26 protein-coding genes and 1 pseudogene are annotated in these 24814 nt (G+C 62.5%); 12 read left to right on the forward strand and 15 right to left on the reverse strand.

The window, feature by feature from the left end:
* Positions 1-151 precede the first annotated feature (151 nt).
* Together LMTR13_RS27625 and LMTR13_RS27630 are read left to right on the forward strand one after the other, a co-directional pair.
* The gene (locus tag LMTR13_RS27625; RefSeq protein WP_065730530.1) at positions 152-826 is read left to right on the forward strand and encodes a methyltransferase family protein; all 675 of its coding nucleotides are present in this window, start codon (positions 152-154) and stop codon (positions 824-826) included.
* Between the two features lie 20 nt (positions 827-846).
* Complete coding sequence (locus LMTR13_RS27630; RefSeq protein WP_065730531.1) at positions 847-1206, forward strand: GFA family protein; 360 nt, start codon at positions 847-849, stop codon at positions 1204-1206.
* A gap of 100 nt (positions 1207-1306) precedes the next feature.
* Here the strand turns inward: LMTR13_RS27630 and LMTR13_RS27635 are convergent, their stop codons facing one another.
* Positions 1307-2014, reverse strand: coding sequence for a glutathione S-transferase (locus LMTR13_RS27635; RefSeq protein WP_065733018.1), 708 nt, complete (start codon positions 2012-2014; stop codon positions 1307-1309).
* 206 nt (positions 2015-2220) lie between these two features.
* On the opposite strand from LMTR13_RS27635, the gene LMTR13_RS27640 reads away from it, so the two are divergent.
* Entirely contained in the window at positions 2221-2607 is a 387-nt protein-coding gene (locus LMTR13_RS27640) for a DUF3606 domain-containing protein (RefSeq protein ID WP_065730532.1), read from the forward strand.
* A 230-nt stretch (positions 2608-2837) separates the two neighbouring features.
* Here LMTR13_RS27640 and LMTR13_RS27645 read toward each other — a convergent pair whose 3' ends face one another.
* Positions 2838-3113 carry a hypothetical protein gene (locus LMTR13_RS27645; RefSeq protein ID WP_065730533.1) on the reverse strand — a complete coding sequence of 92 codons (276 nt, stop codon included), beginning with the start codon at positions 3111-3113 and terminating at the stop codon, positions 2838-2840.
* A gap of 245 nt (positions 3114-3358) precedes the next feature.
* Here LMTR13_RS27645 and LMTR13_RS27650 point away from each other — a divergent pair, with 245 nt between their 5' ends.
* Genes LMTR13_RS27650 through LMTR13_RS27665 form a run of 4 tightly spaced genes read left to right on the forward strand, consistent with a single transcriptional unit; the run spans position 3359 to position 6840 of the window.
* Entirely contained in the window at positions 3359-4360 is a 1002-nt protein-coding gene (locus tag LMTR13_RS27650) for an NrtA/SsuA/CpmA family ABC transporter substrate-binding protein (RefSeq protein WP_065730534.1), read from the forward strand.
* 11 nt (positions 4361-4371) lie between these two features.
* Positions 4372-5193 carry an ABC transporter permease gene (locus LMTR13_RS27655; protein ID WP_083219262.1) on the forward strand — a complete coding sequence of 274 codons (822 nt, stop codon included), beginning with the start codon at positions 4372-4374 and terminating at the stop codon, positions 5191-5193.
* Positions 5193-6056, forward strand: a complete 864-nt coding sequence (locus LMTR13_RS27660; protein WP_083219510.1) for an ABC transporter ATP-binding protein — start codon at positions 5193-5195, stop codon at positions 6054-6056. Before LMTR13_RS27655 ends, LMTR13_RS27660 begins: the two co-directional genes overlap by 1 nt.
* A 19-nt stretch (positions 6057-6075) precedes the next feature.
* The gene (locus LMTR13_RS27665) at positions 6076-6840 is read left to right on the forward strand and encodes a Crp/Fnr family transcriptional regulator (RefSeq protein ID WP_236843175.1); all 765 of its coding nucleotides are present in this window, start codon (positions 6076-6078) and stop codon (positions 6838-6840) included.
* Here the strand turns inward: LMTR13_RS27665 and atzF are convergent.
* From atzF to flgB, 10 genes and pseudogenes are all read right to left on the reverse strand, one after another.
* Complete coding sequence (gene atzF, locus LMTR13_RS27670) at positions 6837-8231, reverse strand: allophanate hydrolase (RefSeq protein WP_065733021.1); 1395 nt, start codon at positions 8229-8231, stop codon at positions 6837-6839. The genes LMTR13_RS27665 and atzF overlap by 4 nt on opposite strands.
* 119 nt (positions 8232-8350) lie before the next feature.
* Positions 8351-8689, reverse strand: a pseudogene (locus LMTR13_RS27675) (lectin); the annotation flags it as partial.
* A gap of 110 nt (positions 8690-8799) precedes the next feature.
* Positions 8800-9810: a Tim44 domain-containing protein gene (locus LMTR13_RS27680; protein WP_065730536.1), complete on the reverse strand. Its 1011-nt coding sequence runs from the start codon at positions 9808-9810 to the stop codon at positions 8800-8802.
* A gap of 176 nt (positions 9811-9986) precedes the next feature.
* On the reverse strand, positions 9987-12551 hold the full coding sequence (gene cckA / locus LMTR13_RS27685; RefSeq protein ID WP_065730537.1) for a cell cycle histidine kinase CckA: 2565 nt from the start codon (positions 12549-12551) through the stop codon (positions 9987-9989).
* A 147-nt stretch (positions 12552-12698) separates the two neighbouring features.
* Positions 12699-13772: a flagellar biosynthesis protein FlhB gene (flhB, locus tag LMTR13_RS27690; protein WP_065730538.1), complete on the reverse strand. Its 1074-nt coding sequence runs from the start codon at positions 13770-13772 to the stop codon at positions 12699-12701.
* Positions 13773-13842: 70 nt separating this feature from the next.
* Entirely contained in the window at positions 13843-14613 is a 771-nt protein-coding gene (gene fliR, locus LMTR13_RS27695) for a flagellar biosynthetic protein FliR (RefSeq protein ID WP_065730539.1), read from the reverse strand.
* A gap of 14 nt (positions 14614-14627) precedes the next feature.
* Positions 14628-14891 (reverse strand): flagellar biosynthesis protein FliQ, encoded by a 264-nt coding sequence (gene fliQ / locus LMTR13_RS27700; protein WP_057860162.1) that lies wholly within the window; start codon positions 14889-14891, stop codon positions 14628-14630.
* Positions 14892-15016: 125 nt separating this feature from the next.
* Entirely contained in the window at positions 15017-15328 is a 312-nt protein-coding gene (fliE, locus tag LMTR13_RS27705) for a flagellar hook-basal body complex protein FliE (protein ID WP_065730540.1), read from the reverse strand.
* Between the two features lie 16 nt (positions 15329-15344).
* Positions 15345-15770, reverse strand: coding sequence for a flagellar basal body rod protein FlgC (gene flgC / locus LMTR13_RS27710; RefSeq protein WP_057846814.1), 426 nt, complete (start codon positions 15768-15770; stop codon positions 15345-15347).
* Positions 15771-15795: 25 nt separating this feature from the next.
* Positions 15796-16206 carry a flagellar basal body rod protein FlgB gene (flgB, locus tag LMTR13_RS27715; protein WP_065730541.1) on the reverse strand — a complete coding sequence of 137 codons (411 nt, stop codon included), beginning with the start codon at positions 16204-16206 and terminating at the stop codon, positions 15796-15798.
* Positions 16207-16631: 425 nt separating this feature from the next.
* Here flgB and LMTR13_RS27720 point away from each other — a divergent pair, with 425 nt between their 5' ends.
* The 5 genes from LMTR13_RS27720 (at position 16632) to LMTR13_RS27750 (ending at position 22564) form a co-directional block, all read left to right on the forward strand.
* Positions 16632-17672 carry a flagellar biosynthetic protein FliO gene (locus LMTR13_RS27720; RefSeq protein WP_065730542.1) on the forward strand — a complete coding sequence of 347 codons (1041 nt, stop codon included), beginning with the start codon at positions 16632-16634 and terminating at the stop codon, positions 17670-17672.
* On the forward strand, positions 17669-18424 hold the full coding sequence (gene fliP, locus LMTR13_RS27725) for a flagellar type III secretion system pore protein FliP (RefSeq protein ID WP_065730543.1): 756 nt from the start codon (positions 17669-17671) through the stop codon (positions 18422-18424). Before LMTR13_RS27720 ends, fliP begins: the two co-directional genes overlap by 4 nt.
* A gap of 223 nt (positions 18425-18647) precedes the next feature.
* A complete protein-coding gene (locus LMTR13_RS27730) occupies positions 18648-19628 on the forward strand; it encodes a GGDEF domain-containing protein (RefSeq protein WP_065733022.1) in 981 nt (326 codons plus the stop codon).
* 161 nt (positions 19629-19789) lie between these two features.
* Positions 19790-20113: a copper-binding protein gene (locus tag LMTR13_RS27735; protein WP_065730544.1), complete on the forward strand. Its 324-nt coding sequence runs from the start codon at positions 19790-19792 to the stop codon at positions 20111-20113.
* 1056 nt (positions 20114-21169) lie between these two features.
* Positions 21170-22564: an FAD-binding oxidoreductase gene (locus LMTR13_RS27750; protein ID WP_065730547.1), complete on the forward strand. Its 1395-nt coding sequence runs from the start codon at positions 21170-21172 to the stop codon at positions 22562-22564.
* 70 nt (positions 22565-22634) lie between these two features.
* Here LMTR13_RS27750 and LMTR13_RS27755 read toward each other — a convergent pair whose 3' ends face one another.
* From LMTR13_RS27755 to LMTR13_RS27765, 3 genes are all read right to left on the reverse strand, one after another.
* Positions 22635-22973, reverse strand: a complete 339-nt coding sequence (locus tag LMTR13_RS27755) for a DUF1488 family protein (protein ID WP_236843176.1) — start codon at positions 22971-22973, stop codon at positions 22635-22637.
* 170 nt (positions 22974-23143) lie between these two features.
* Positions 23144-23389, reverse strand: a complete 246-nt coding sequence (locus tag LMTR13_RS27760) for a hypothetical protein (protein WP_156795834.1) — start codon at positions 23387-23389, stop codon at positions 23144-23146.
* A gap of 39 nt (positions 23390-23428) precedes the next feature.
* The gene (locus tag LMTR13_RS27765) at positions 23429-24745 is read right to left on the reverse strand and encodes a hypothetical protein (RefSeq protein ID WP_065730549.1); all 1317 of its coding nucleotides are present in this window, start codon (positions 24743-24745) and stop codon (positions 23429-23431) included.
* Positions 24746-24814: the final 69 nt, after the last annotated feature.

Raw genomic sequence — 24814 nt, forward strand, 5'->3', positions numbered from 1 at the left:
ACGTCGCCTTGAGCCGATAGGCTGCAGCGCACTGGATACCCGCCTTCGCGGGTATGACGGGCGGAGGAAAGCGGACACCCCCACCTCATCGCCGCAAGTTTGCCGAAAAAATGCGCGATCCTGTTGAGCGTGGGGCCAATGGAACCCGCGCATGATCGCCAAGCTTTTGCTGCAGAACACCGTCGTCGTCCTTGCCATGGGCGCGCTGTTGTTCGCCGCGGCGGGTTCGCTGGACTGGCCGGGGGCGTGGGTGATGTTGATCGTCAGCGCGATCCTCGGTCCCGCCTGCGGATTGTGGCTTGCCAAGATCGATCCGGCGCTGTTCGCCGAGCGCATGCGGCCGACATTTCAGGCCGACCAGCCTGCCGCCGACAAGAAGTTCATGCTGATATTTTTCGCGGCGCTGCTGATGTGGTTTGTCGCGATCGGCCTCGACCGGCGGACCGACGCCTCCGATGTTCCGCTGCCGATGCAGGCGCTCGGCCTTGCGATGTTTTTACTCTCGATCGCGTTCATCATGTGGGTGTTCCGCGAAAATTCGTTCGCCGCGCCGGTTGTGAAGGTGCAGGCCGCGCGCCATCAACGCGTGATCTCCAGCGGGCCCTACGCCTTCATCCGCCATCCCATGTATAGCGCCGTCATGCTGTACTTCATCGGAATCCCGCTGCTTCTGGGATCGTGGTGGGGTGTGGCGTTCGCGCCGGTATTCGCCGTGCTGTTCGCCGTTCGCGCCCGCATCGAGGAGCGCGCATTGGTCGAAGGGCTTCCGGGCTATGCTGACTACGCCGCCCGCGTGCGCTATCGTCTGGTGCCCGGAATATGGTGAGATGACGAAAGCTGACCGCGATGCCCGATAGCAAGACCTATACCGGCGGCTGCCATTGTGGCCAGGTGCGCTTCGAATGCACCACCGACCTTTCGATGGTCACCGCCTGCAACTGCTCGATCTGCACCAAGAAGGGTCTGCACTTCACCTTCCTCGACCCGAAAAGCTTTCAGCTCCGCGCCGGCGAGGAGAACCTGAAGGAATATCTCTTCAACAAACACGCGATCCATCACCAACTTTGCGTCGATTGCGGCGTCGATGTCTTCGCGCGCGGCAAGAAGCCCGACGGCACCGACGTGGTGGCGGTGAATGTGAGCTGCTTTGACGGCATCGAGCTGTCGAAGTTGACGATGACGCCGGTGGATGGGAGGAATATGTGACGGCGGAGTGGTCATTCCGGGGCGATGCGTAGCATCGAACTATGGTGCGCAATTGCGCACCTGAGGTCTGGTGCTGGCGCACCACCCCGGAATGACGGCTTCAAGCATCCAGCGCCTTGTACCTTCGGAAAATCCCCTCCTCGTTGAATTCAATCCTTCGATCGCTCGCCAGATACGCCTTGATGTTCGGCCGCACCGCGACGCGGTCGCGCAGTTCGACGAGACCGGGAATTTCGCTCTCGAAGGCCTCCATGCGGTTTGGAAATGCATAGCGCAGGCCTTCGACGATCTGAAACAGCGACAGGTCGACATAGGTCAGGCGGCGACCGGTGACATATGTCCCGCCATTGGCCTGCAACAGGTCTTCGAAGTAGCCGAGGTATTTCGGCACACGCGACTTCCAGAATTCCTCGGTGCGCTTCTTCGCCGGCGCCTTCTGCTCCTCGTAATAGAGCGACGGCCCGAGCGGATGATGGGTGTCGTGAACTTCAAGCACCAGATCGGCGATCGTGAGCTGCAATTGGTGCACCCACAATTTGCCGGCTTCCGCCTTTGGCGCCAGCCCGTGGCGCGATCCGAGATACAGCAGGATGTTGACGGTCTGCCCGATCACGAGCTTCCCGGCTTTCAGGAACGGCGGCGCGAAGGGCGGCGCTCCCTTTCCCGCTTCCATCATCCGCGTCATCGCGGCCATCCCGTTGCCGTGGCGCGCCACGTCGACGTAGCCGGCGCCGGCTTCTTCCAGCGCGAGGCGGACGTATTCGCCGCGGCCTTGAATCATTGGCCAGTAGTAGAGCTCGTAACGCATCGATGACACCTCCGCTGCCGGTTTGACCGACCTAACAAATCATCCTGCGGTTCGTTCGTCACGCCAAACGCGGCATCCGCGCGACCGATGCGGGATGGAACGCCTCGCCCAGATCTCCACAGGTCCGAATCTGTCCGAATGCGAGCTGGCGTGTTAGGTTGTTCCCGTTTGAAGCGTCGGTTTTCACAACACCACAGGAGAATGTGATGGCGGACAACAAGAAGCGCGGCGGAGCCGATCGCGGGCTGATCGCGTTGAGCGAGCCTTATGAGGTCGCCTATTGGTCGAAGAAGTTCAAGGTCACGCCCGCCAAACTGAAAGCCGCTGTCAGCAAAGCAGGACGCTCCGCAAAGAATGTCGAAGCTTACTTCAAGCTGCAGAAGCACAAAGCTGCCGACAGGGCACGGATCGCGTTGAGCCAGCCCTATGAGGTCAGCTACTGGTCGAAGAAATTCAAGGTCACGCCGGCCAGGCTGAAGGCCGCGATCAAGGCCGTCGGGCATTCGTCGAAGGCGGTCGGCGCACATCTCGCCAAGGCCAAGCGCAAGGCGCCCAAGAAGGCGAAGAGGAGTGCAAAGAAAAAGGCCGCCTAGCGACGGCCTCAAGCCCGACGGTTATCGGCATCAGCACCGATCGCTTGGGCGCGTCGTCGACCAGGGCGACGGCCAAGCGACGGCGACTGAGCGGCGCCTTAGGAGCCGCAGGTGCTACAGCACGGCGCTACGGGGACCTAATGAGCGGAGCCGATATCAGTCGGGCATTCGCACGACCCGCTGGCTCGATCCGACACGCTTGTCAGGTATCGGATCGACTGCAAATGGTTTCAATCGTCGTCGTCGTCACGGTGCCAGCGGCGCATCGGGCCGTAGCGCTCGCGAACGGAGTTACGCATGTATGTCGGTCGTCCGCGATCAGCGTCGATGCGGACGCTGCGCCGCTGATAAATTGTCCGTCCACGGCCGTCGTCGGTGGTGATTGTATCGACGCGGGTGTGAACGCCATTCGACGAGTTAGAGCTGGAATTCGATGACGTGTTGCCGGCCAGCGCCATCGGCGTTGCCAAGACGGTAAAGACCAACGCGGCAAGGACTCGTTTCATTGCAAGGCCTCCGGATGCCGATTGGCAACTCGCCAAACACTCAGGGGTTCCGCAATCGACCCCACCAAAACCTATGTCGATTAATTGCTTCCCGCGCGTGCAACCCCGGGCGAGCATGACGGAAGACGCAGCAAGCGTCAGAAAGCGATCTTGCCAGGGCGGACGCGGGGATTTGCGGGAAACCGATCAGGGTGGTTTCACGATCGAGCTTTGCCGCCCGAACGGCGGCGCAGGGGGACCTTTTCATGCACCGAAACGCAATCAACCGCATCGCCGCGCTTGCCGGCTACGTCGCAATTTCCTGTCTCGCTGCCGGATCGAACGGCGCTTCGGCCGCCGAACTGCTCAAGGCTCGCCTTGCGCAGAACCTGGCACCTATCTCTGCCCTTGCGATCGTCGCCAAGTCAAAGGGGATCTTCGAAAGGCACGGGTTAGACATTACGGTTTCCAATTTCACGTCCGGCAAGCAGTGCCTGGATACTGTGGTTGGCGGCGGCGCCGATATTGCGACGACGGCAGAGGCGCCGGTCACTGCCGCCGCCATGGCCAACCAGCCCATCGCCTTTGTGGCCGGCATGGAATACTCCGATCTCAAGACCGTCGTGGCAGCAAAGTCCGGCATCAAGAGCAAAGCCGATCTTCGCGGCCGGAAGATCGCGTTTACCGCCGGTACCGGCAGCGAAGTCTATACCGCGACGCTGCTGAAATCGGCGGGGCTGACACCCAACGACGTTACGCTGGTGAATTTGCGGCCGCAGGAAATGCTGCCGGCGCTGGCCGCCGGCAGCATCGATGCGTTCGACACCTGGGAGCCTCATATCGCCAACGCCAAGAAGGCGCTCGGAGCAGCCGCCGTCGAACTCGACACGAAGGGTACCTACTCCGAGACCTTCAATATCGTCGTCATGCGTGCCTACCTCGATGCCAACCCGGCCCTCGTCAAGAGATTCATCGCGGCCCTGATCGAAGCCGAGACCTGGGTCAAGGCAAACCCGAATGATGCGATCGCGACGGTGGCGGATGCCGTCGGCATGAAGCGCGACGACCTTCAGCCGATCTGGTCCGACTACGTGTACCGCGTGCGGATCGATGACAGGCTAATTGAAATCCTGAAGACCCACGCCGCGTGGCGTCTCGCCAGTGGCAATCATCCCCCGGGGGCTGTGATGCCGGACTTCAGCAAGGTGATCGTTTCGGAGCCGCTGAAGAGCCTCGACCCGGCGCGCGTCACCGTCACGTCGAAGTAGGATACTCGTCCATGAAGCATGACGGTGCCTTGAAGGCCGACGAAGACGGCGGCGAACGTGCCCGCGCGCGCTCGGATGCAGGCCGCTTGCAGCGGCTCAATATTCTCATCGGCGCGCTTTCCATCCCGTTGTTCGTACTGCTCTGGGAACTGATCGCCCGGTCCGGCATCGTCAACATCGTCCTGTTTCCGCCCCCGTCAGTGGTCGCGGTCGCCATCGTCGAATGGATGCGCAGCGGACAATTTTTCCTGGACCTGACTGCCAGCCTTTACCGGGTGGCGACCGGTTTCACGGCGGGGGCGGCACTCGGGATCTTCCTGGGAATTATGACCGGTCAATTTCCGATCGTTTCGAGCCTGCTGTCGCCGTTGTTCCACATCCTGCGCCCGATCCCGCCAATCGCATTCGTGCCGATCGTCATCCTCTGGTTCGGCCTGTCGGAGACCGGCAAACTATTCCTCGTGGTATGGGGCGTGTTTTTTACGGTGTGGCTCTCCACGCATATCGGCGTACAGAAGGTGGATCGCGGCCTGATCCGGGCCGCATTGATGCTGGGCACGCCGCGGCGGCAAATGCTCCAGGAGATCGTGCTCTTGGGAGCATTGCCCTATATCGTGGTCGGATTGCGCACCGCGGTCAGCATCGCCTTCTACACCCTCGTGGCGGCCGAACTTGCCGGCACATTCGCCGGCATCGTCTACCGGATCGAGATCGCGCAACAGAATCTGCAAACCGGCCAGGTGATGGGCGGTCTTGCTGCGCTCGGGCTCATATCATTCGTTGCCGATCGAATGTTTGCAGCCCTCGCCGAACGCACCGTGTGGTGGCGCTGATGCAGCCCGGCCATCGATCGAATGCAAAGCTCTCTCTTGCCAGCCTGCAACCGGCCGCGACGGCCGAGCGGCGCGAACCGGCCATTCAGGTTTCGAACCTTAGCATTGTCTTTGACACCAATCGCGGCCAGCTAATCGCAGTGGACCGGGTTTCCTTCGACGTGCCGCAGGGTGAATTCGTGTGCATCGTCGGACCGTCGGGATGCGGAAAGTCGACCGTGCTCAATACGATTGCCGGGCTCGAAGTGCCGTTCGAGGGCAATATCCTGGTGGACGGCTCGCCGGTGCGCCGTCCGCGCCCCGATGTCGGCATGGTGTTTCAGCAGCCGCATTTATTCCCGTGGAAGTCTGTCCGGCGGAACATCGCTCACGGCCCGCGGATGCTCGGAAAATCGGCGAAAGAAGCCAATGCGATCGCGGATGACCTGATCGCGATGGTCGGACTCAAGCGCTTTGCCGACGCATTTCCGAACACGCTTTCCGGCGGCATGCAGCAGCGCGTCGCCATCGCGCGAGCGCTCGCAAACCAGCCGCGGGTGCTGCTGATGGACGAACCGTTCGGAGCCCTTGATGCCCAGACCAGGGCGGTGATGCAGGACAATTTGCTGGAGCTGCGCGACAGGATCAAGGCAACGATCGTCTTCGTCACCCACGACATTGACGAGGCAATCGTGCTGGCCGACCGCGTCCTGATCATGAGCGCCGGGCCGGGACGCATTCTTCGCCAGCTCGATGTCGATCTTCCGCGACCGCGATCGAACGCGATATTGCTCGAACCGGCCTATCTCGCGCTCAAGAAGGACTGTCTCGACGTCATCCGCGCCGAAGGATTGCGCGCATTCCGCCAATCGGATGAGACTTGAAATCCGCTTGGCATGATCCTTGAATAACTGGATCCGTCTTTCGGAGACGGAGGCGGCGATGCACGGGGCAAATACACTGGTGGCGGCCGGCGTGATGCTGGCGGAATCGGACATCATGGTGAGGCCCCTGCCCAGCCTGCTGGATGGTCTCGGCAAGGCCGATTGCAATCGGCTTCGCGCAATCGGCCGTGAAAAGGTACTAGAACCCGGTCAACTGGTCTGGAGTCAGGGTGATGAACAGACCGGCATCTACCTGATCGGTTCAGGACGCATCCGCAGCTACTACGCCGCACCGTCGGGACGCGAGGTTACCCTCGCCTACTGGTTTGCGGGCAATTTCGTCGGAGGCCCCGATCTGTTTGGGACGGGGCCGCACATGTGGACGTCGGTCGCCGTCGAGCGAAGCCAACTAACATTCCTGCCCGGGGCCGCTTTGCGAAGGCTTGCGCTGGAATCCTCTCCCATCGCCGTCGCCCTGCTCGACGCCCTGGCGTTCAAGGCGCGATGCTACTCCGCCATGGCGCAGATGCTCGGAACCCGCTCCGTGACAGAGCGGCTGCACCGTTTGCTGATCTTCCTGTCGCACATCTATGGCGTCAAGCGAGGCAACGAGATCGTCATCGGCACCCCGTTCACCCATGGTGACCTTGCAAATCTGATCGGATCTACGCGGCAATGGGTAACGGTGCAACTGGCCCGACTCCAGGAGGAGCGCATCATCCGGTACGACCGGGCCATGATCTCGATCCTCGATCTTGCAAGTCTCGATCAGGAGATGAATTAGCTTTCGTTTTCCGGCGTGCGAGATCTGAGTTCGAACGCCGCGCCGCCTCCGTCGGGATCGAGCCGTCGCGCCAGGTCGATCAATTTCCGGTCACACCAGGCCGGAGCCAACAACGTGAGGCCCATCGGCATGCCGTTCGACAATCTCGCATCCGGGATCGCCACCGCGCAAAGATCGAGCAGATTGGCAAAATACGAGTAGTAGCCCAGGCGATTGTTGAGCGTGACCGGATCGCGGTGCATGTCGTCCAGTGTAAACGGGCGCGGCGCCGTCGGGACCACGAGGGCATCGAGATCGGCGAAGATGTTCTGCGCGGCGCGGCGCAGCCGATACAGACGGTGAATGGCCGCAAAGGCGTCCATGGCTGAATAGCTGGATGCCGATCGCAACACCGTCTTTGTGACGTCCAGCAAGCCGCCGTTCTCGACATCCGTCAGCGCAGCGATGACCGAGCGGCGCTCGGCGACCCATGGGCCGCTGAACATCAATTCCCCGGCTTGTTTGAAGGGCGCAAAGTTGATTTCGACCGCCTTGCCGCCGAGCCGTGAAAAGCGCATACAGGCGCGCTCATAGAGTTCGGCGCATTCGTCCATTCCGAAGCACTCGATATCCGCCGAAGCAATGCGGCCGAACTGGAAGGCCTTGCCGCATCCAGCGGCCGTGGAATGCGTTGCGGGGCGGCTGTAGGGGTCTTCGGGATCAAACCCCTCGATGACATCAAGGATCGCTTCGCCGTCCATGACGGTATTGCAGAAGATAGAAACGCAATCGATCGTCGGGCAGTTGGGGACCAGTCCGCGCGACGATACAAGCCCGATCGTGGGCTTGATGCCGACGACCTCATTGAAGCCTGCCGGAATGCGCCCCGAGCCGCCGGTGTCGGTGCCGAGCGCAAACACGACGTGGCCAGCCGCAACCGCAACCGCGGACCCGGAACTGGAGCCACCCGAAATATAGCGCGCATCGGCAACCGACGCGCAGGAGCCGTAAGGCGAGCGAGCGCCGGAGAGGCCGGTGGCGAATTGATCCAGGTTGGTCTTGCCGAGACAGATGGCGCCGGCAGCAATCAGCCGTTCCACGCTTTTCGCTGAACGCGACGGCATATAGCTGAAGGCCGGACATGCGGCGGTCGTCGGCATCCCCTGGACATCGATATTGTCCTTTACGCCAAAGGGAATCCCGAGCAGGGGCAGGTTTTCGCCGGCCCTGGCGCGCACCATCAGCCTGCGGCACTCTTCGCGCGCTTCCTCGTGAGGGCGAACATGGATCCAGCAATTGCGATGGGGCTCGCGCTCGATGCGCTGGTAGGCCATCTCGATTGCCTTCAGCGGATCGGAGGAGCTCCCGACGCTGTCGAGGAGCGTTTCAACGCGTGCATTCAACTGGTTCAACGAAATATCTCCCTCTTCATCGGCGCCGTGAAGTTGCGGGAGAGCCGTGGGGGCAACAAGCAATTAAGCGCCTTGCCCGAACAAGATGCGCCGGCAATCGGATACGGCACCACCTCGCGTCAATTCGCCGCGAAGCAATAGAACAGCCCGTCGCCGCCGGTGCTCCTCAGGTCGGCCTGCGAACAGCCGCCGTCGGGCCCGCGCGAGGGATGCGATGAATTCCAGGATTTCGAGGCGTCGTCATCGCCCAGCCCCATGCGATCGGAATGTCCGACCATTGCGGCGCCTTGTGTCGAACTCGTCCAATTCCTGCAGGTGCGATCTTCGCCGGCGGTAAACACGGGTGCCGTCGGGCTGCGATCCCGTCAGCACGTCGTGGCGATTGGGCGTATCGCCACGGCCGTTGATCACCTCGCCCTTCCGAGCGCGGTCTGCTTGGTTAGGCCGTTGGCGCCGGCAAGACCGCCGAAATTGCCGATGCCGTTGGTGGTCACGAAGAAGCTGGTCCCGCAAAGAAAAAGGCGCTGCGGAACAAACCGCAGCGCCTTCTTCGTGTTGGTACAGGCGATCAGCTCGTCTGCTGGATCGCCGAGAGTTCCCAATCGCCGCCACGACGGCGGGCGAAGGTCCAGACTTCGGTGGCCTCGATCGGGGTTTCGCTGCCCGCGACCAGACGGCCACTGGTGCGCTCAAGGGTCTTGTCGACCAGCGAGAACCGCATCGCCACGCTGGCATAATCGGTTTCGCCTTCGCGCCAGGCTTCCGCGAGATCGCCCTGCAGCAGCTTGACGTCGGACACCTTGTTGACGTCGTTGCGGGCCTTGTTCTCCTCGAGGTCCTTCGAGAAGTACGACACCATCTCGGGCGTCGCGAGCGTATGCAGCTTGGCCACATCCTCGTTCGACCAGGCGGCCTGAACCTCGCCGAGCAGTCGCTCGAAGGCTTCATAGTCGGCCGGCTGGATTTCCAGCGCCGGCTGGCTCGAACCCAGCCCAAAGCCACCCAGTCCGGAGCGGAAGCTGGTCTGGGCGCCGGGGCCTTCAGCAGGCCCACCAGTAGCAGACGCGTTGGCATAGGCGGAGGCCGGTGTATGGCGGCGCTGCCACCACGACATCGCCAGACGCACCACGATCACGATCAGCGCGATCTGCAGCAGCAAGCCGATAATCGAAGACAAGCCGCCGAGGCCGGAGAACAATCCGCCGCCGAACAGCATGCCGAGCAGGCCCGCGCCGAGGAAGCCCGCGGCGAGGCCGCCGAGCATGCCCATGCCGGGCCGGTTGAAGAACCCGCCCTTGGCTGCCGCGCCCGCGGCCGGAGCGCCCACAGCGGGACTGCCCGGCTGGGTAAAGGTGCGATTCATGGGTTGTGCCGCATTTGGCGCGGTGGTCGTGCTCGGGGGTGCCGAATAGGTCCGCGATCCCCGCGAACCGGAGCTGCCGCCCTTACCAACGCGGGCGTCAGCCGCATCGATTGTGATCGCCAAAGGAACCGCCACGGACAGGACAATGGCCATGGCCCGTACAATTCCGCGCGCAGTCTGCGTGAAATTCATGTCTTTTTCCTCGTTCCCCGGCATGGGGAAGTGCCCCTAAGATGGTCAGAGCTGCCCAAAAGTGAAGCCATTTCCGGGAACCAGCGCTGCGGCCCTCGGTCGCGGGGATGTGACGATTTGGCCGTGAATCAATGATTAACGCGATGACGGGCACGGCCGGCACCCTGCCCGGCTGGAACCGATTAGCGCCCGGCCAGACGTCACGACGCCGTCATCGTTTCCTTCACCTTCTCGACCAGCGCTGACAGCGCAAACGGCTTCGGCAGGAAGGCGAATTGTTCGTTCTCCGGCAAGCTTTTGTCGAAAGCTTCTTCAGCGTAACCTGAGACGAAGATGATCTTGAGATTTGGATTGCGCTTGCGCATTTCGCGCAGCAGCGTCGGGCCGTCCATTTCCGGCATCACCACGTCGGAAACGACGAGATCCACCGCACCGTCCTTTTCGTCCAGCGCCTCCATCGCCTCGATGCCGTTGGAGGCCTCGATCACGCTGTAGCCGCGCGAACGCAGGCCGCGTGCGTTCAGCGAGCGCAAGCCCTCCTCGTCTTCCACCAGCAGGATGGTGCCCTGCCCCGTCAGGTCGGGCCGCGGCTTCGGCGGTTCGGCCGCCCCTTCCTTGGCCGCACCATTGGCGGCGTGCGCCTCCGGCTGCGCTTCCAGTTCGGGCCGATGACGCGGCAAGAAGATGCGGAAAGTGGTGCCTTCGCCCGGCGTGGAATCGACATAGATGAAGCCGCCGGTTTGCTTGACGATGCCATACACCGTGGAGAGGCCGAGCCCGGTGCCCTTGCCGACCTCCTTGGTCGAAAAGAATGGCTCGAAGATCTTGTCGACGATCTCGGCCGGGATTCCGGTGCCGGTATCGGAAATGTCGATCCGCACATAATCGGCGGCCGGCATGCCCTTGTGCGAAAGCTGGGCGGCTTCGTCTACCGTCACGTTGGCGGTCCTTACCGTCAGCTTGCCGCCATCGGGCATCGCATCGCGCGCGTTCACCGCGAGATTGACGACCACTTGTTCGAACTGCGAGACGTCGACCTTGACCGGCCAGAGATCGCGACCGTGCACGAGGTCGAGCTTGACCTTCTCGCCGATCAGGCGGCGCAGCAGCATGGTTAGGTCGGAAAGTGCATCGCCGAGGTCGAGCACCTGCGGCCGCAGCGTCTGGCGGCGCGAGAACGCGAGCAGTTGCCGCACCAGCGTCGCCGCGCGGGTCGCGTTCTGCTTGATCTGCATGATGTCCTGGAACGACGGATCGGTCGGCTTGTGCGCGTTCAGGAGGAAGTCGTTCGCCATCATGATGGCCGAGAGCACGTTGTTGAAGTCGTGCGCGATGCCGCCGGCGAGCTGGCCGACCATGTCCATCTTCTGCGACTGATTGATCTGGTTTTCCAGCGTGCGGCGCTCGGTGGTCTCGAGCAGATAGACGATGGCGGCTTCGGTATCGCGCTCGTCCTCCTCGACCGCGGTGACGAAGAACTGTCCCCAGCGCTCCTTGGCGCCGTCGAGCATGACTTCCACCGGCGCGATGTCGCCCTGCCCTTCGGCCGCCTGGTTGATCGCCGAGATCAGAAGGCTACGCTCGCGCGCATTTACCGTGCGGAAGATCGACTTGTTGGCCGCACCATCGGAGCCCAGGCTTTGCGCAAGCTTGGCGAAGCGGGCGTTGGCGCGCACCACCGTACCGCCGCGGTCCACCGTCGCAATCGCCATCGGCGTATGGTCGAAGAACCGCATGAAGCGGACTTCGGCGGCTCGTTCGGGGTCGGAATGCTCGTCGCGCGTGCGGCTGATCACGAGCGTGCGCGATGAACCGGGCGAGCCGTCGGCGCCGAAGGCGAGCTTGTGATAGAGCCGGACCGGCATGGTCTTGCCGCCGCGCATGCGCAGATCGATGTCGAATACTTCGGTTTTGACCTCGCCGGGTACCGCGACGATCGAGGTCAGGAGCGCGGCGCCATCGCCGGAGACGATATCGGTAAGCTTCAACCCGCCGGATCCAATCTCGGCGAGATCGTAGTCGAGCCAGTTCGCCAGCGTGGCGTTGACATAGATGACGTCGCCGGCCGGATCGACCGAGAAGAAGCCGCATGGCGCATGATCGAGATATTCGATCGCGTGCTGCAGTTCCCGAAACACATCTTCCTGGCGCTCGCGGTCCCGCGTGATGTCGGCGATCGACCACACCGCGTATTTTGCTTCGCGCTTGCTCTGGCCGAGCGGGCGAACCCGCATCCGCAGCCAGCGGCCCTGCGCGCCGTCAGAGCCGGCGATCCGGACCTCCTCCTGCTGCCGCTTGCCTTCGCGGGCGGCCTTGAGCAGGCGGAACACGGCTTCAGAGACGTCGGGATTACCGATGAAGACGCGCTCGACCGGCCGCACGTCCTGCGGCGTGGCCGCCCCGGTCAGCGCCTGATAGGCGGCATTGGAATAGACCACGTGGCCTTTGGGGTCGGTCACCGCCAGCCCGTCATAGGCGTGATCGGCGATGCGGCCCATCACCGGATCGTCGGAGGTGCGGTCGGTGAAGCGGATGATACCGGCGGCAAAAGCGAACAGATTGAACAGGCCGACCATGGCCAAAAGGGCCAGCACGCCGAGGATATAGGGCTGGGCCTGGGCGCGGCCGATGGTCATCAGAGCCACCGCCATCGCGACAATACCGGCGGCTACCAGCAACACCAGCACGATGCTGCCGCCCCGCCGCGCCGGCTCGTGGGCCGCGAAGGGCTCGGTGGGCGGATGGCTGTCGGTTTCGGCGGTCATCTGAAGAGGCACTGCCCGTCGGCAAGGAGGTGACGCGCTGATCCGCGCGCCGCTCCTGAGTGCCTGAATCGGACCCGCAAGCGCAAGTCCATCAGGCGGTTATTTGACAGATTGAAGGCATTTCAAGGCGTTTTCCAGCGGTTCCCCTCACATCCTTCGGCTAGCAAACCCGTTCCTGAGGCGCATGACATAACCGATGATCTCGGCGACCGCGTGATAGTGCTCGACCGGAATCTCCTCGTCGATATCGACAGTGGCATGGAGCGCGCGCGCCAGCGGCACATTCTCCACGATCGGAATGTCGTGCTTCCTGGCGATTTCCCGGATCTTGAACGCGATGTTGTCGACGCCCTTGGCGACGCAGACCGGCGCCGTCATGCCGCGATCGTAGGACAGCGCCACCGAATAGTGGGTCGGGTTAGTGATGACGACGCTGGCGTTGGGAACGGCGGCCATCATGCGCTTCTTCATCCGCTGCACCCGCAACTGCCTGATACGGCCCTTGATGTGGGGATCGCCTTCGGACTGCTTGAACTCGTCCTTGATCTCCTGCAGCGACATCTTCTGGCGCTCGAACCACTGCCGGTACTGGAAGAAATAGTCGGCGATCGCGACTGCCGCCAGCATCGCCACCACTGCGCCCATCAACTGCAGCGTCAGGCCGGTGGTAACGCCGAGGATCGCTGAAGGATCGAACATCAGGAACGATTCCAGGCGATCACGTTCGGGCCACAGCACCGCCATCATGACGGCACCGAGCGCGATCAGCTTGAACAGGCCCTTGGCGAAATTCGCCACCGCCTGCTTGCCGAAGATGCGTTTCAGTCCCGCACCGGGGGACACCTTGCTGAACTTCGGTTTCAGCGATTCCGACGACCACACCAGCCGGTGCTGGATCATGTTGCCGGCGATCGCGGAAAGCGCCAGCATCAATAGCGGCACGCCGATCGCGCCGAGCACGGCATAGCCCAGCGTGTTGCCGAGCGCGAGCAGCGCCGCGCCGTCGGTGCGAAGCTGGCCTGCATTGGCGATCAGGTTGCGCAGCGGCATCAGGATGCCGCCGCCGATCGACCCCGCGAACGTCGATAATATCAGCGTGCCGCCAGCGATGATGAACCAGGTGTTGACCTCCTGGCTCTTGGCGACGTCGCCCTTGGCAAGCGCATCGTCGAGACGTTTTTGCGTAGGGTCTTCTGTTTTGTCGTCTGAATCGTCGGCCATCGCGGCGCTCTAGTTTTTGTTTGAGCATGATCTTCTCGGAAAACCGGTACCCACATTTCCGGATCATGCTCTATTTCAGTGGCGTCAGCTCGTGCATCACGCCGGTAAAGTAGTTGAGATAGGTCGCCATCATTCCGGTGAGGACGAGGCCGAAGATCAAAAAGCCCACCATGATCGACAGCGGCACGCCCACGAAATAGACCTGCATCGCCGGCATCAGCCGCGCCAGCACGCCAAGCCCGATATTGAAGACGAGGCCGAACACCAGAAACGGCGCCGAAAGCTGTATGCCGATCTTGAAGGCAGTGGCAAAGGCGCGCGTGGCGAGCGCCGCGACGTCGCCGCTCGGCATCAGTTCGCCGGGCGAAAAAATACGATAGCTCTCGTTCAGCGCCGCGATCACGAGATGATGGCTGTCGGTGGCAAACAGCAGCGTCATGCCGAGAATGGTGAGGAAGTTGCCGATCAAGAGGCCCTGCTGCCCCTGCGTCGGGTCGACCGCGGTGACAAAACCGAGGCCGAGTTGCTGGGCGATTACCGATCCCGCAACCGACAACGCCGACAGCGTGACGCGCGCGGTGGCGCCGAGCACGATGCCGATGACGATCTCGTGCACCATCAACACGGCGAGCGAGGCCATCGACGTCAAGTCGACCTGATAGGCCGTGCGGTGCAGCGGCAGGATGATCAGCGTCAGGAGAAGCGCGATCGCGAGCTTGATGCGCACCGGGATATTGCTCTCGCCAAACCCCGGCAAAAGCATCACCATGGCGCCCACGCGGGCAAACACCAGCATGAAGGTGGCGGCAAGGGCCGGCAGCAGCGATATGTCGACGCGCATTTATTCACAATGCATCAACCGCCTATGATTCGCGACGATATCCGCATCATGTGACCGTGCAGCGAATCGGCCATGAACGGCAGCGCAAGCAACAGCGTGACGAAGATTGCGAGGATCTTCGGCACGAAGATCAGCGTCTGTTCCTGGATCTGGGTCAGCGCCTGGAACAGCGAGACCACGACGCCGACCACCAGGCCAATCACCATCAGGGGCGACGACACCACCACGATGGTCCAGATCGCATCGCGCGCCACGTCGAGAGTTTCAGCACCGGTCATTTCAGTCTCTCAGTTCCCTGTTCTGTCATTCAAAGGCCCGCGAATGGCGAGCGGAATAGCGAATGGGGCCAGGAAATGCGGCAGTGTTTGCCTACTCGCCATTCCCTTTTCGCTACTCGCCCTCCTCAAATCGGCATCTTCATAATGTCTTCGTAGGACTGGATCACCCGGTCGCGCACCGACACCAGGGTCGAGACCGCGACGTCGGTCTCCGCGACTGCCGTCACCACGTCCATCACGTTGGCTTTGCCCGAGGTCATCGCCATGGTCTGGGCATCGGATTTCTTGCCGGCGTCCAGCACGCTTCCCACCGCGTCCTTGAGCAGCGCGCTGAAGGACGGGCCGCCGGTGGATTGGCCGCCCTTCTCTGCGCCGCCGGTTTCCATGATGCGCGAAAGCGCGGCGTAGGCGTTTGCTGCAACGGTGGGTGAAGCCATTTTCTATGGTTCCTGTTCAGGCCTTGAGGATGTCGAGGGTGCGTTGAATCATGCGGCGCGTGGCGCTGATGATGTTGAGGTTGGCTTCGTAGGACCGCTGCGCCTCGCGCATGTCGGTCATTTCAACCAGCGGATTGACGTTCGGATATTTGACGTTGCCGGCCGCATCCGCCGCCGGATTGCTCGGCTCGTGCTTGACGCGAAACGCCGACTGGTCAGCCCTGACCTTGCCGAGCGTCACCACGCGGGCGTCCAGCGTGCGGTCGAGCGCTGACGAGAATGTCGGCACCTTGCGGCGATAGGGATCGCCGCCCGCCGATGGCGCGGTGGACTCCGCATTGGCGATGTTTTCCGAGATCACCCGCATCCGCCCCGCCTGCGCGCGCAGGCCGGAGGTCGCGATGCTCATCGAGCGGGCGAAATCGCTTCCATCATCTGCCATGATCCGGTTCTCCTAATCGCGGGCGTCAGCGTTTGCCGATGGCGGTTTTGAGCAGGCCGAGGCTGCGGCTGTAGAGGGAAGTGGCGGCCGCATAATCCATCTGGTTGGCCGAGACCTTCAGCATCTGGTCTTCCAGATTGACCGAATTGCCGGCAGGCTTGGTCAAGAAGCCGCTCCTGCCGCCGTCCCCCCTGAAGCTCTGGCGGCCGCCGGCGACGCCGATATGGGTGGCGCTCGTGCGCAGCATGGCGAGCGAACCCATCGCACCGCCGACATTCGCGCCCTTGTTGTCGAACTTCGGTTCGACCAGGTCGCTCGGCCTGAAATTCGGGGTGTTGGCATTGGATACGTTTTCGGCGAGCACGCGCTGGCGCTCCTGGTGCCACTGCATCTTGGTACGCAGCGCCGACAGGATCGGAAGGTCGTTGATGGCCATCGCGAGCTGTTCCCCGTTAACCTCTGGCAGACGCCGCGAGGTAGGCAGAATTTGCCCGGTGTATGGTTAACGGCTGGTTAAAATCGCGCCTGCGGCCGTAGACGTCGGCCAATGCCCGCAAAACGAGCGCATTTTCGCCACGAAAACTGCGTTAACCAGCCGCAACCAACGCGGCCTGGGGCGCTCAGAAGTCGTTTTGGGTCAAGCGATTCTTGGTCTATTAATTAACCGGATGGCGGCGTTCGCCGCGGGGATTAAGAAATAAGGCTGATCTCGGGCGTGATTCGCCGGTTGCGGATCGCTCAGGGCTTGATCCGGCAGACGGGAACCGCATTCCCGAAGGGATCATGCTCGGACAGGAAGACCTAAGACCGCACTCGTCGAAGCCAGCATCAAGAGAACGGCCCGTGGCCGGGGACTAAAGAATGCAGACACTGACATTCCTCTTCGCATTCATCGCCGTTCTGGCGCTGATCGGCGTAGCCGCATGGCTGGTCCGCCGGTTTGCCAACAACCGCCTCGGCGCCAACACCCAGCGCGGGCGGATGCCGCGCCTCGCCGTGATCGACGCCGCTGCTGTGGACGGCCGCCGGCGCCTCGTGCTGGTGCGGCGCGACAATGTCGAGCACCTGCTGATGATCGGCGGTCCGAGCGACATCGTGGTCGAACCCAACATCGTGCGTGCAACGCCCAATCGCGATCAGATGGCGCCGCGCCCGGCGGTCGGCGAGCAGCCGCCGCGGATTGCGCCATTGCCCGACGCCGCCTGGAGCGAGGAAGCGGCGAGATCCGATTTGCGATCGACGGAGGCCTTCGACCATCACGCCGAACCGCAAATGCCGGAGCCGCCGCTGCGCCCCGCTCGTCCCTCTTTCGCGGACGATATCCGCCGCCCCGCGGCCCCGCCGATGCCGGAACGTCGCGGCGACCCACTGACGGGCTTTGCGCCGGAATCGATCAGCGGTCGTCCCGAATCATCGCCGCCGCGCCTGACCCGCCCCGAACCGCTGATGCCCCGGCCGCAGCGCGAGTTGCCCAAGGCACCGCCAGTTCGTGAGGCACCGCCAGTTCGTGAGGCACCACCGGTTCGTGACACAGTGCCGGTCCGCGACGCGGCGTCAGTCCGCGAGGCACCGATAGCCCGCGAAGCACCGCCTGTCCGTGAGGTGCCGCCCGTCCGCGCGCCGGAACGTGCAGCCGCGGCTCCGCCGCCTCCGCCCCCTCCAGCCCCCGCACCGTCGAGCGCCGATCAGAATCTCGCCGAGATGGCGCAGCGGCTGGAAGCCGCCCTGCGCCGGCCGGCCGAACCGGTGGCACCGCCGGTAGCGCCGGAAACGCCGCCTGCCCGTACCGGTCGCAGCGAGCCTCCCGCTCCCGCTCCCAGCCCCGCTCCGCAGAAGAGTGGCTTTGAGAATCTCGAAGACGAGATGGCGTCCTTGCTGGGCCGTCCGAAGAACCCTTCGTGAGGCCGGCGACTTCTCCGCGTAGAGTTTTATTTTTCTTAATCCTGACAGTCGCCGGATCGCTCGCCGATCCGGCGCTGGCGCAGGACATCAGCATCAGTCTCGGCCAGGGCGGCGGCGGGGTGACCGAACGCGCGATCCAATTGATCGCGCTGTTGACGGTGCTGTCGATCGCGCCGTCGATCCTGATCATGATGACGTCGTTCACACGGATCGTCGTCGTGCTGTCGCTGCTGCGCACGGCGCTCGGCACCGCGACCGCCCCACCCAACTCCGTGATCATTGCGCTTGCGATGTTCCTAACCGCGTTCGTGATGGGGCCGGTGCTGCAGAAGTCCTATGACGATGGCATCAAGCCCCTGGTCGCCAACGAGCTCGGCGTCGAGGAAGCGCTGCAAAAGGCCGCTGTGCCGCTCCGCGGCTTCATGCAGAAGAATGTCCGCGAAAAGGATCTGAAGCTGTTCGTGGACCTGTCGGGCGAGCCGCCGCCGGCGACGCCGGAAGACCTGTCGCTGCGGATTCTGGTCCCGGCCTTCATGATCTCCGAACTGAAGCGCGCCTTTGAGATCGGCTTCCTGCTCTTCCTCCCCTTCCTGATTATCGATCTCGTGGTCGCATCCGTCCTGATGTCGATGGGTATGATGATGCTGCCGCCGGTCGTGGTGTCGCTGCCGTTTAAGTTAATCTTTTTTGTGCTGGTCGACGGCTGGTCGCTGGTGGCTGGGAGCCTGGTACAAAGCTATGGCGGGGGCTAGCAACCCATTCCTGCCGGTCCCGCGCACAATTAGGTCAATATTGGTTACGTATTTGCGGCGGAGTTTCCCAAGGAATTTAAGGTGAGATTAGTTCCTTCGTGCACAATGGATGCTAGGGAACAGACTTACCGAACGCATCACCGGATCAGAAATGGCAGGCCAGCCGATCGGCGACATGGACGTCGAATACGCCACGACGATTGCCGACCGGGCTATGCGGTTGATGGCGCAGCAGTCGGTCCCTCCCACTCCCACGAATTTCGCCGTCTGGTTCGAATATGCCCTGGGCGGTTCGCTGGCACTGCGAAAGACCATCGACATCCTGATCGCGGGCAGGCGCAAATTCGACGCTGCAACCAACCACGAACTCTATATCACCTATGTGGCGCAGGCCGGCGCCGATCCGTTTGGCGATCTTCCGGATCAATTGAGCGGGCTGATCGAGACCGCGCAGGAATTCCTCAACGCTGCCGTCACCGACAACCGCAGCCACATAGAGGCGCTCGGTGAAGTGTCTTCCGAGGCGGCCGCTACCGGCGATCCCCGGGCGATCATTGCGAAGCTGGTGGACGAATTGTCAAAGGCGACGGCGCGAGCCGCAACGCTGGAGGCAAACTTCGCCGCCACCTCGGAGGAACTCGACAGCATCCGCGACTCGCTCAAAGCGGCCGAGCAACGCTCCAATACCGATGCTCTCACCGGGCTGGCCAACCGCCACTCGATGGATGAATTTCTTCGCCTCGCCCAGATCGCGGCAATGGAAAGGGACGAACCGCTCAGCGTCTTCCTGATCGACATCGATCACTTCAAGAAATTCAACGACGATTATGGCCATCAGGTCGGCGATCAGGTGCTTCGGCTGGTAGCCAAGGTCTTGCAGGAAGGCGTTCGCGAAGTCGATCTCGCCGCCCGCTACGGCGGCGAGGAGTTGATCGCGGTGCTGCCGGGGGCCGATCTGCAGGCTTGCACAGCCGTTGCCGAGCGCATTCGCCGCCGCATTGCCGAAGCGAAGCTGACACGCCGTGCGACGGGCAAGGAGATCGGCAGCATTACGGTTTCAATAGGCGTGTCACAATTCCGCCTCGCCGAATCAGCGGAAGCCATGATCGAGCGCTGCGACCGCGGGCTTTATCAAGCCAAGCGACTCGGCCGCAACCGCACGGTGACGGAAACAGAGCTCGAGCCCGAGGCCGGTGCGGCCTAGCCCGATCGCGCCGCGATCAAGGCGTCTGATTGAATCCGGTCCTGTTTGCTCCCGCACCTGTCCCGTTCGATGGCAAACAAGAAGTCGCGCTCCCGCTCCGGTGCCGGAACTATTGCCACAATCCCGGCTTATCTCCGATGCCTCACAGCCGGGAGTGTTTCATGAAAATCGCAGGGATGATTATGGCTGCCACCGCGGCCCTCAGCATCGCCGGGACGTCGGCTCTTGCCCAGCAAATGAAGACCGGAATGGTGACCCGAATAGATCGGATCAGCGGCACCATCTCGATCAGGGATATGCCGGAAGGCACCACCGGTGCGAACACCGGCGCCGCGACCGAAGAGTTCAAGATTCAGGATGGCGCGCGGCTGAACGCCCTGCACGCCGGCGACAGGGTCACGTTCGCCGTGAACGACACACCGGGGACCAAGACCATCACGAAGATCGACAAGACCGACGCCGTCACGAAGATCGACAAGAAGTGAGATTGCCGAAGCGCCATCCGCCTCGGGGTGTCTTGCTTCGAGTGGAGAAAAGCGAGGCCCGAAGTGCCCTGCAGTCCGGGCCTCCAACCGGAACTGCCCCGTCCGGAACGAGGGGCCGCTCGGTACAGAAATCACTCTAAGAAATCCTAACCGGCGGGCCTTGATCTGCCGCAAACGCGCGCACGATCCAATCCCCCGGAAACCTCGCGCCCGCTCTTACAGGTGCCCCTCCGAGCGCGGCGGTGCCCGATCGAGCGAGGCGCGGATTTCCGCAACCGCCTCATCGCAATATTCGTTCAGTTTCTGCAATCGCTGCTGTAGCGCCCGTAGTTTTCCGGCGCGTTTCGCCGGCCCTTCCCGATCAATATTGAACCTGTCGGCGGGCGATGGGCGGGATGCGGCAGCCTCCGCGGTCGCCAGCGCTGCTCGCATCGATGTGTCGTGACCGTTGGAAGACATTTTTTGCACGCCTCACCAATGCAGAATCCGGTCGGATTCGATCCCGGATGGATTCGATGTGGTAGTGCGCTGGCGGCCCGAATGTGCACCGCACAGTGTGTTGTTTGGATGCCCGGTCGGGGTCGATTTGGTGGCAAAAGATCGACGGCGACCGTGAATTCGCCGCTAACCTCGTAGTCTTACGGACTCAATTCTCCACGATTAAGATGCAATCAAGAGCCAGTCTCGCTCGTACTTTCATTTGTTGCTCAGCGATAATTTGAATATGCCCGCTCCGGATTCAGAGACCGGTTTGCCGCCGCGCTGCGAAATTTGCGGCGTTGGCACGGTCAGGATCGGAAAGCTGCCCCGGATCGGATTGCGCCCACTCGTCTACGTCTACAAGTGCGACGCTTGCAACCAGATCACCTCGATCGAGCCCGAGCGGCGGGAAAAACGCGACTCGTCATCGCTCAAGGTGACGCGTCGGCCACAATCGTACCGGCACGAATCACGATAGTCCTTAAAAACGCGCTTCCCCTCGCCGGACCGGGTTTCTTCCCGGCCATGCCGTATGTAAAGCTTCGGCCAAACTCCGCGTGAAGAAGAGGCTGGGGCATGTCCGAGGATTTTGTTGACGAACTGCACAACACGCTCGGCAAGGGCGCCGTGCTATCAGGCGCTGACATCGACACGCGCTATCACCACGACCTCGCCGGCAATCCAGTGCCTAAACCGCGCGCAGTCGTCCGCCCCAGAACGACGGAGGACGTCTCCGTGCTGCTGCGGCTCTGTCATCGCGAAGGCGTACCCGTTACGACACAAGGCGGCATGACCGGGCTGGTCCGCGGCGCGCTGCCGAATGCGAACGAAATCGTGCTGTCGATGGAGCGCATGAATAGCGTCGAAGAGGTCGATGCCTCCGCCGGCGTCGCCATCGCGCAGGCCGGCACGCCGCTGCAAAAGCTGCAGGAGCGGGTCGAGCAGGACGGCCTGATGTTTCCGCTCGACCTCGGCGCGCGCGGCAGTTGCACCATCGGCGGCAACATCTCGACCAATGCCGGCGGCAACCGCGTCATCCGCTACGGCATGACGCGTGACCTGATTCTCGGTCTCGAGGTCGTCACCGCCGACGGCACCGTTCTGAAGGGCCTGCGCAAATACATCAAGAACAACACCGGCATCGATTTAAAGCAGCTTTTCATCGGCAGCGAAGGCATCCTCGGCGTCGTGACGCGCGCCGCGCTGCGTGTCTTTCCCGCGCCGGCGGAGCGGCAGGTGGCGTTGTGCGCCCTGCCTTCGTTCGGCCAGGTCACGACATTCCTGAGGATGGCGCGGGAAAGTCTCGGCGGCGAATTGACCGCATTCGAAGTGATGTGGAATGCCTACTACCGCCTCACGGTCGAGCGCGTGAAGGGCGTGGCCGGACCGCTGCCGACCCATCATCCGTTCTACGTGCTGCTGGAGGCTTCCGGCAGCGATCCCGAGCGCATCCATGCCGATCTCGAGAAACTGCTCGAGACGGCGATGGGCGACAACCTGATCCTCGACGCCACGCTCTCGACCTCGCATGCATCCGCCGCCGCGATCTGGCGAATCCGCGATTCCAGCGTTGAACTCGGCCGTACCTTCCCATACACCGCCCGCCTCGGCTTCGATGTCAGCCTCGCCATCGGCCGGATGGAGGAATATGCCGACACCATCGGATCGCGGGTCAGGGCCATCGATCCGCACGCGTTTGCCATTGTGTTCGGCCATGCCGGCGACGGCAATCTGCACCTCAACGTGCATCACGAGCACACACCCGACAAGCGCGACGAATTCGAGAAGCTCGTCTACGACATCACCGGCGAATTCGGCGGCTCGATCTCGGCCGAACACGGCATCGGCATCCTGAAGCGGCCCTACCTCAAAATGAGCCGCACCGAAGAGGAAATCGAAACCATGCGCACGCTCAAGCGCGCGCTCGACCCGAAGAACATCCTGAACCCGGGGCGAATTTTCACGGTGTGATGGGGAGCGACTGCCGTTCACTCCTTCAAGTCATACAGCCGCTATCGGGGCCGACGGAAACGCGGCGGCGTTACTGCACCGCACTCGCCGTCCTCGTTTCGGCAATGATCCGCAGCGAAGCGGCTTGGCCCGCATCCGGCTCCGAATCGGCAGCGATTGGATCCGTCAGCGATGGCGGCAATTTCTGCACATGCTTGGTGAAGATCCTGACGATCTGTCCCTTTACGCACGGCCCTTTGTCGAAAATCTCGGATGCGATGCTCTCGACGGTGTCCCTCAGCGACAAGAACTGCGCCTGCCTTGCCATGCTCTCCGTCCCTTTGACGCCTCCGAGTTCATCCATCGCGGCGTCGCTGATCTGGCACTCGACCGTATCCGCGTCGTTCAGCATGGTGAACCTGAACGCCAAGCGTTCGTTGTCGTGTCCTATGATTCGGTCCCGGGTCAGTGGCATTGGGCGGCTGGCTAGAAACGATTGCAGGAGGCGCCAGAGAGACGCTGAAGCCTTCCCTAACGGGCCAACTCGTCAAAAATTAGGCTGTAGCACGTCGGACTAGAGCTCGGCCGAGCCGGACCTCTTCATACCTCTCCCTTCCAGATCAGCCATCGGTAAATGCCGAACAGATTGATGAGTGTCACCACGACGTTTTGCACCATCAGTGCATATTCCGCAGTCAGATAGCCGACGACGATCCAGATTGTCGATGCCGCGGCGAGTACCACGAACGCCCAGCCGGTAGTTCGTGGCCGGGCCCGGGCAGCCAGGATCAGCCCGGCTCCGATCGTTCCGGCGGTCGCCGCCCAGCGCAGGATTTCATCCATCACGCTCGCGCTCCGCAGAGGGCCTCGGTCGAAACGCGGCTCCTATGCAGGCGCAATCGTGGGCAAGCCCGCGGGCTGAAAATTTTCCTCCTCATGCGCCGACCACCATTGCACTACGGCTCGAGCGACCTGGTCCCACAGCGGCGTCGGAAGATCAGGCACCGCGATCCTGACCAAGTGGCGATTACGTGCGATATCGCGGAACCACTCCGCTGCGCCGAAATCGAATCCGAAACTGCCGGCATGCCGCAGCAGCAATCCGTCCCTTCTCAGGTCGTCGCACAACTCCGCCGCCATTTGCTTTGTCGGCTTCTCGTCGAGCATCCGCTTCGGCGCCAGTGTGACATAGAGACCGTGCGCGAAATGCAGCTCCGCCGCTGAGCCGGCGAGCGCGGACGCAAAGCAGCGTGCCGTCCGCCTGCTGTTGCGCAAAATAGCCGCCACCCGCCTGTCAGTCAGAGCCCGATAGGTTTTCGTTCCGACGTAGGGCGGGAAATGCGCAGGCACCGCCGCGCCGCCGAACAGTCGCACGGCATTGCGCATTTCGCTGGCGAGGCCCTCTAGCCGCTCCTGCTTGGCCGGGGCGACGTGCTTTTCGCAGGCGACGAGAACTGCAGAGCCGAGCCGCCCGTACTCCACCCCGAGGGAGTCGAGCTTGGTATGGCTACGCACGAGCACGATCGGGACTTCCCAACGTCGCGCCCAGCTCACAACCCGGCGGATCCGCCCCGAGCCCGTCGAGAAGCAGGTCGTATCGAAAATTACAAGATCGAGCTGCGGCGTTTCGCAACGGAGCGTCGCCTCGAATGCGGCAGCGGGCGTGCAGGAATCGAACAGAAGAATTCGGGATGGGCCGGCATCAGAGGCGACCTCGTCGGGAGAGCTTTTCAGGAGGACCAGGCGAAACTGACGTGCATGATTTTCGATCAGCTCCAGGGTCTCGCCATAGGAGCCAGGCAAAGCCAGGATGTCGGCCTCAGGCACCAAACGTGCGAAGGCCAGCAGCAGTGCCGATATCGCCGCCATCCCGGAGGACGTATAGATGGTCTGGTTCGCCGCTGTCGAATGGTCGAACTGGTAAAAGGATGGGCCGCGCACTTCGAGGTCTGCGCGCTGATAGTCGTAGCTGAACTGGAACGGCCCGGCACGGAGCCGGCCCGGATGTGCCCAGGCAGTTTCTGTGAGCGCCCAATCGTGCAGCGCATGCTGCGCCTTCAGGGCGGCGGCGATGTGAAATTTGTGCTCAATCACCTCGGGCACTGAGGTCGGACGCCGCAGCGGCAAGGGGGCGTCGAGGAAGCCGCTCAATAACGTGAGTTCCTCGTATTTCCTGTCGAGATAGGCCTCAAATGTTTCCATGGCCGGCTTCGATCAATCCTCCCTCGCGATAACGTGTCGGGAGGACATTGGGTCCAGGCCATGGGACAC

Origin of the sequence: Bradyrhizobium icense, from assembly GCF_001693385.1 — a bacterium.
Lineage (GTDB): Bacteria > Pseudomonadota > Alphaproteobacteria > Rhizobiales > Xanthobacteraceae > Bradyrhizobium > Bradyrhizobium icense.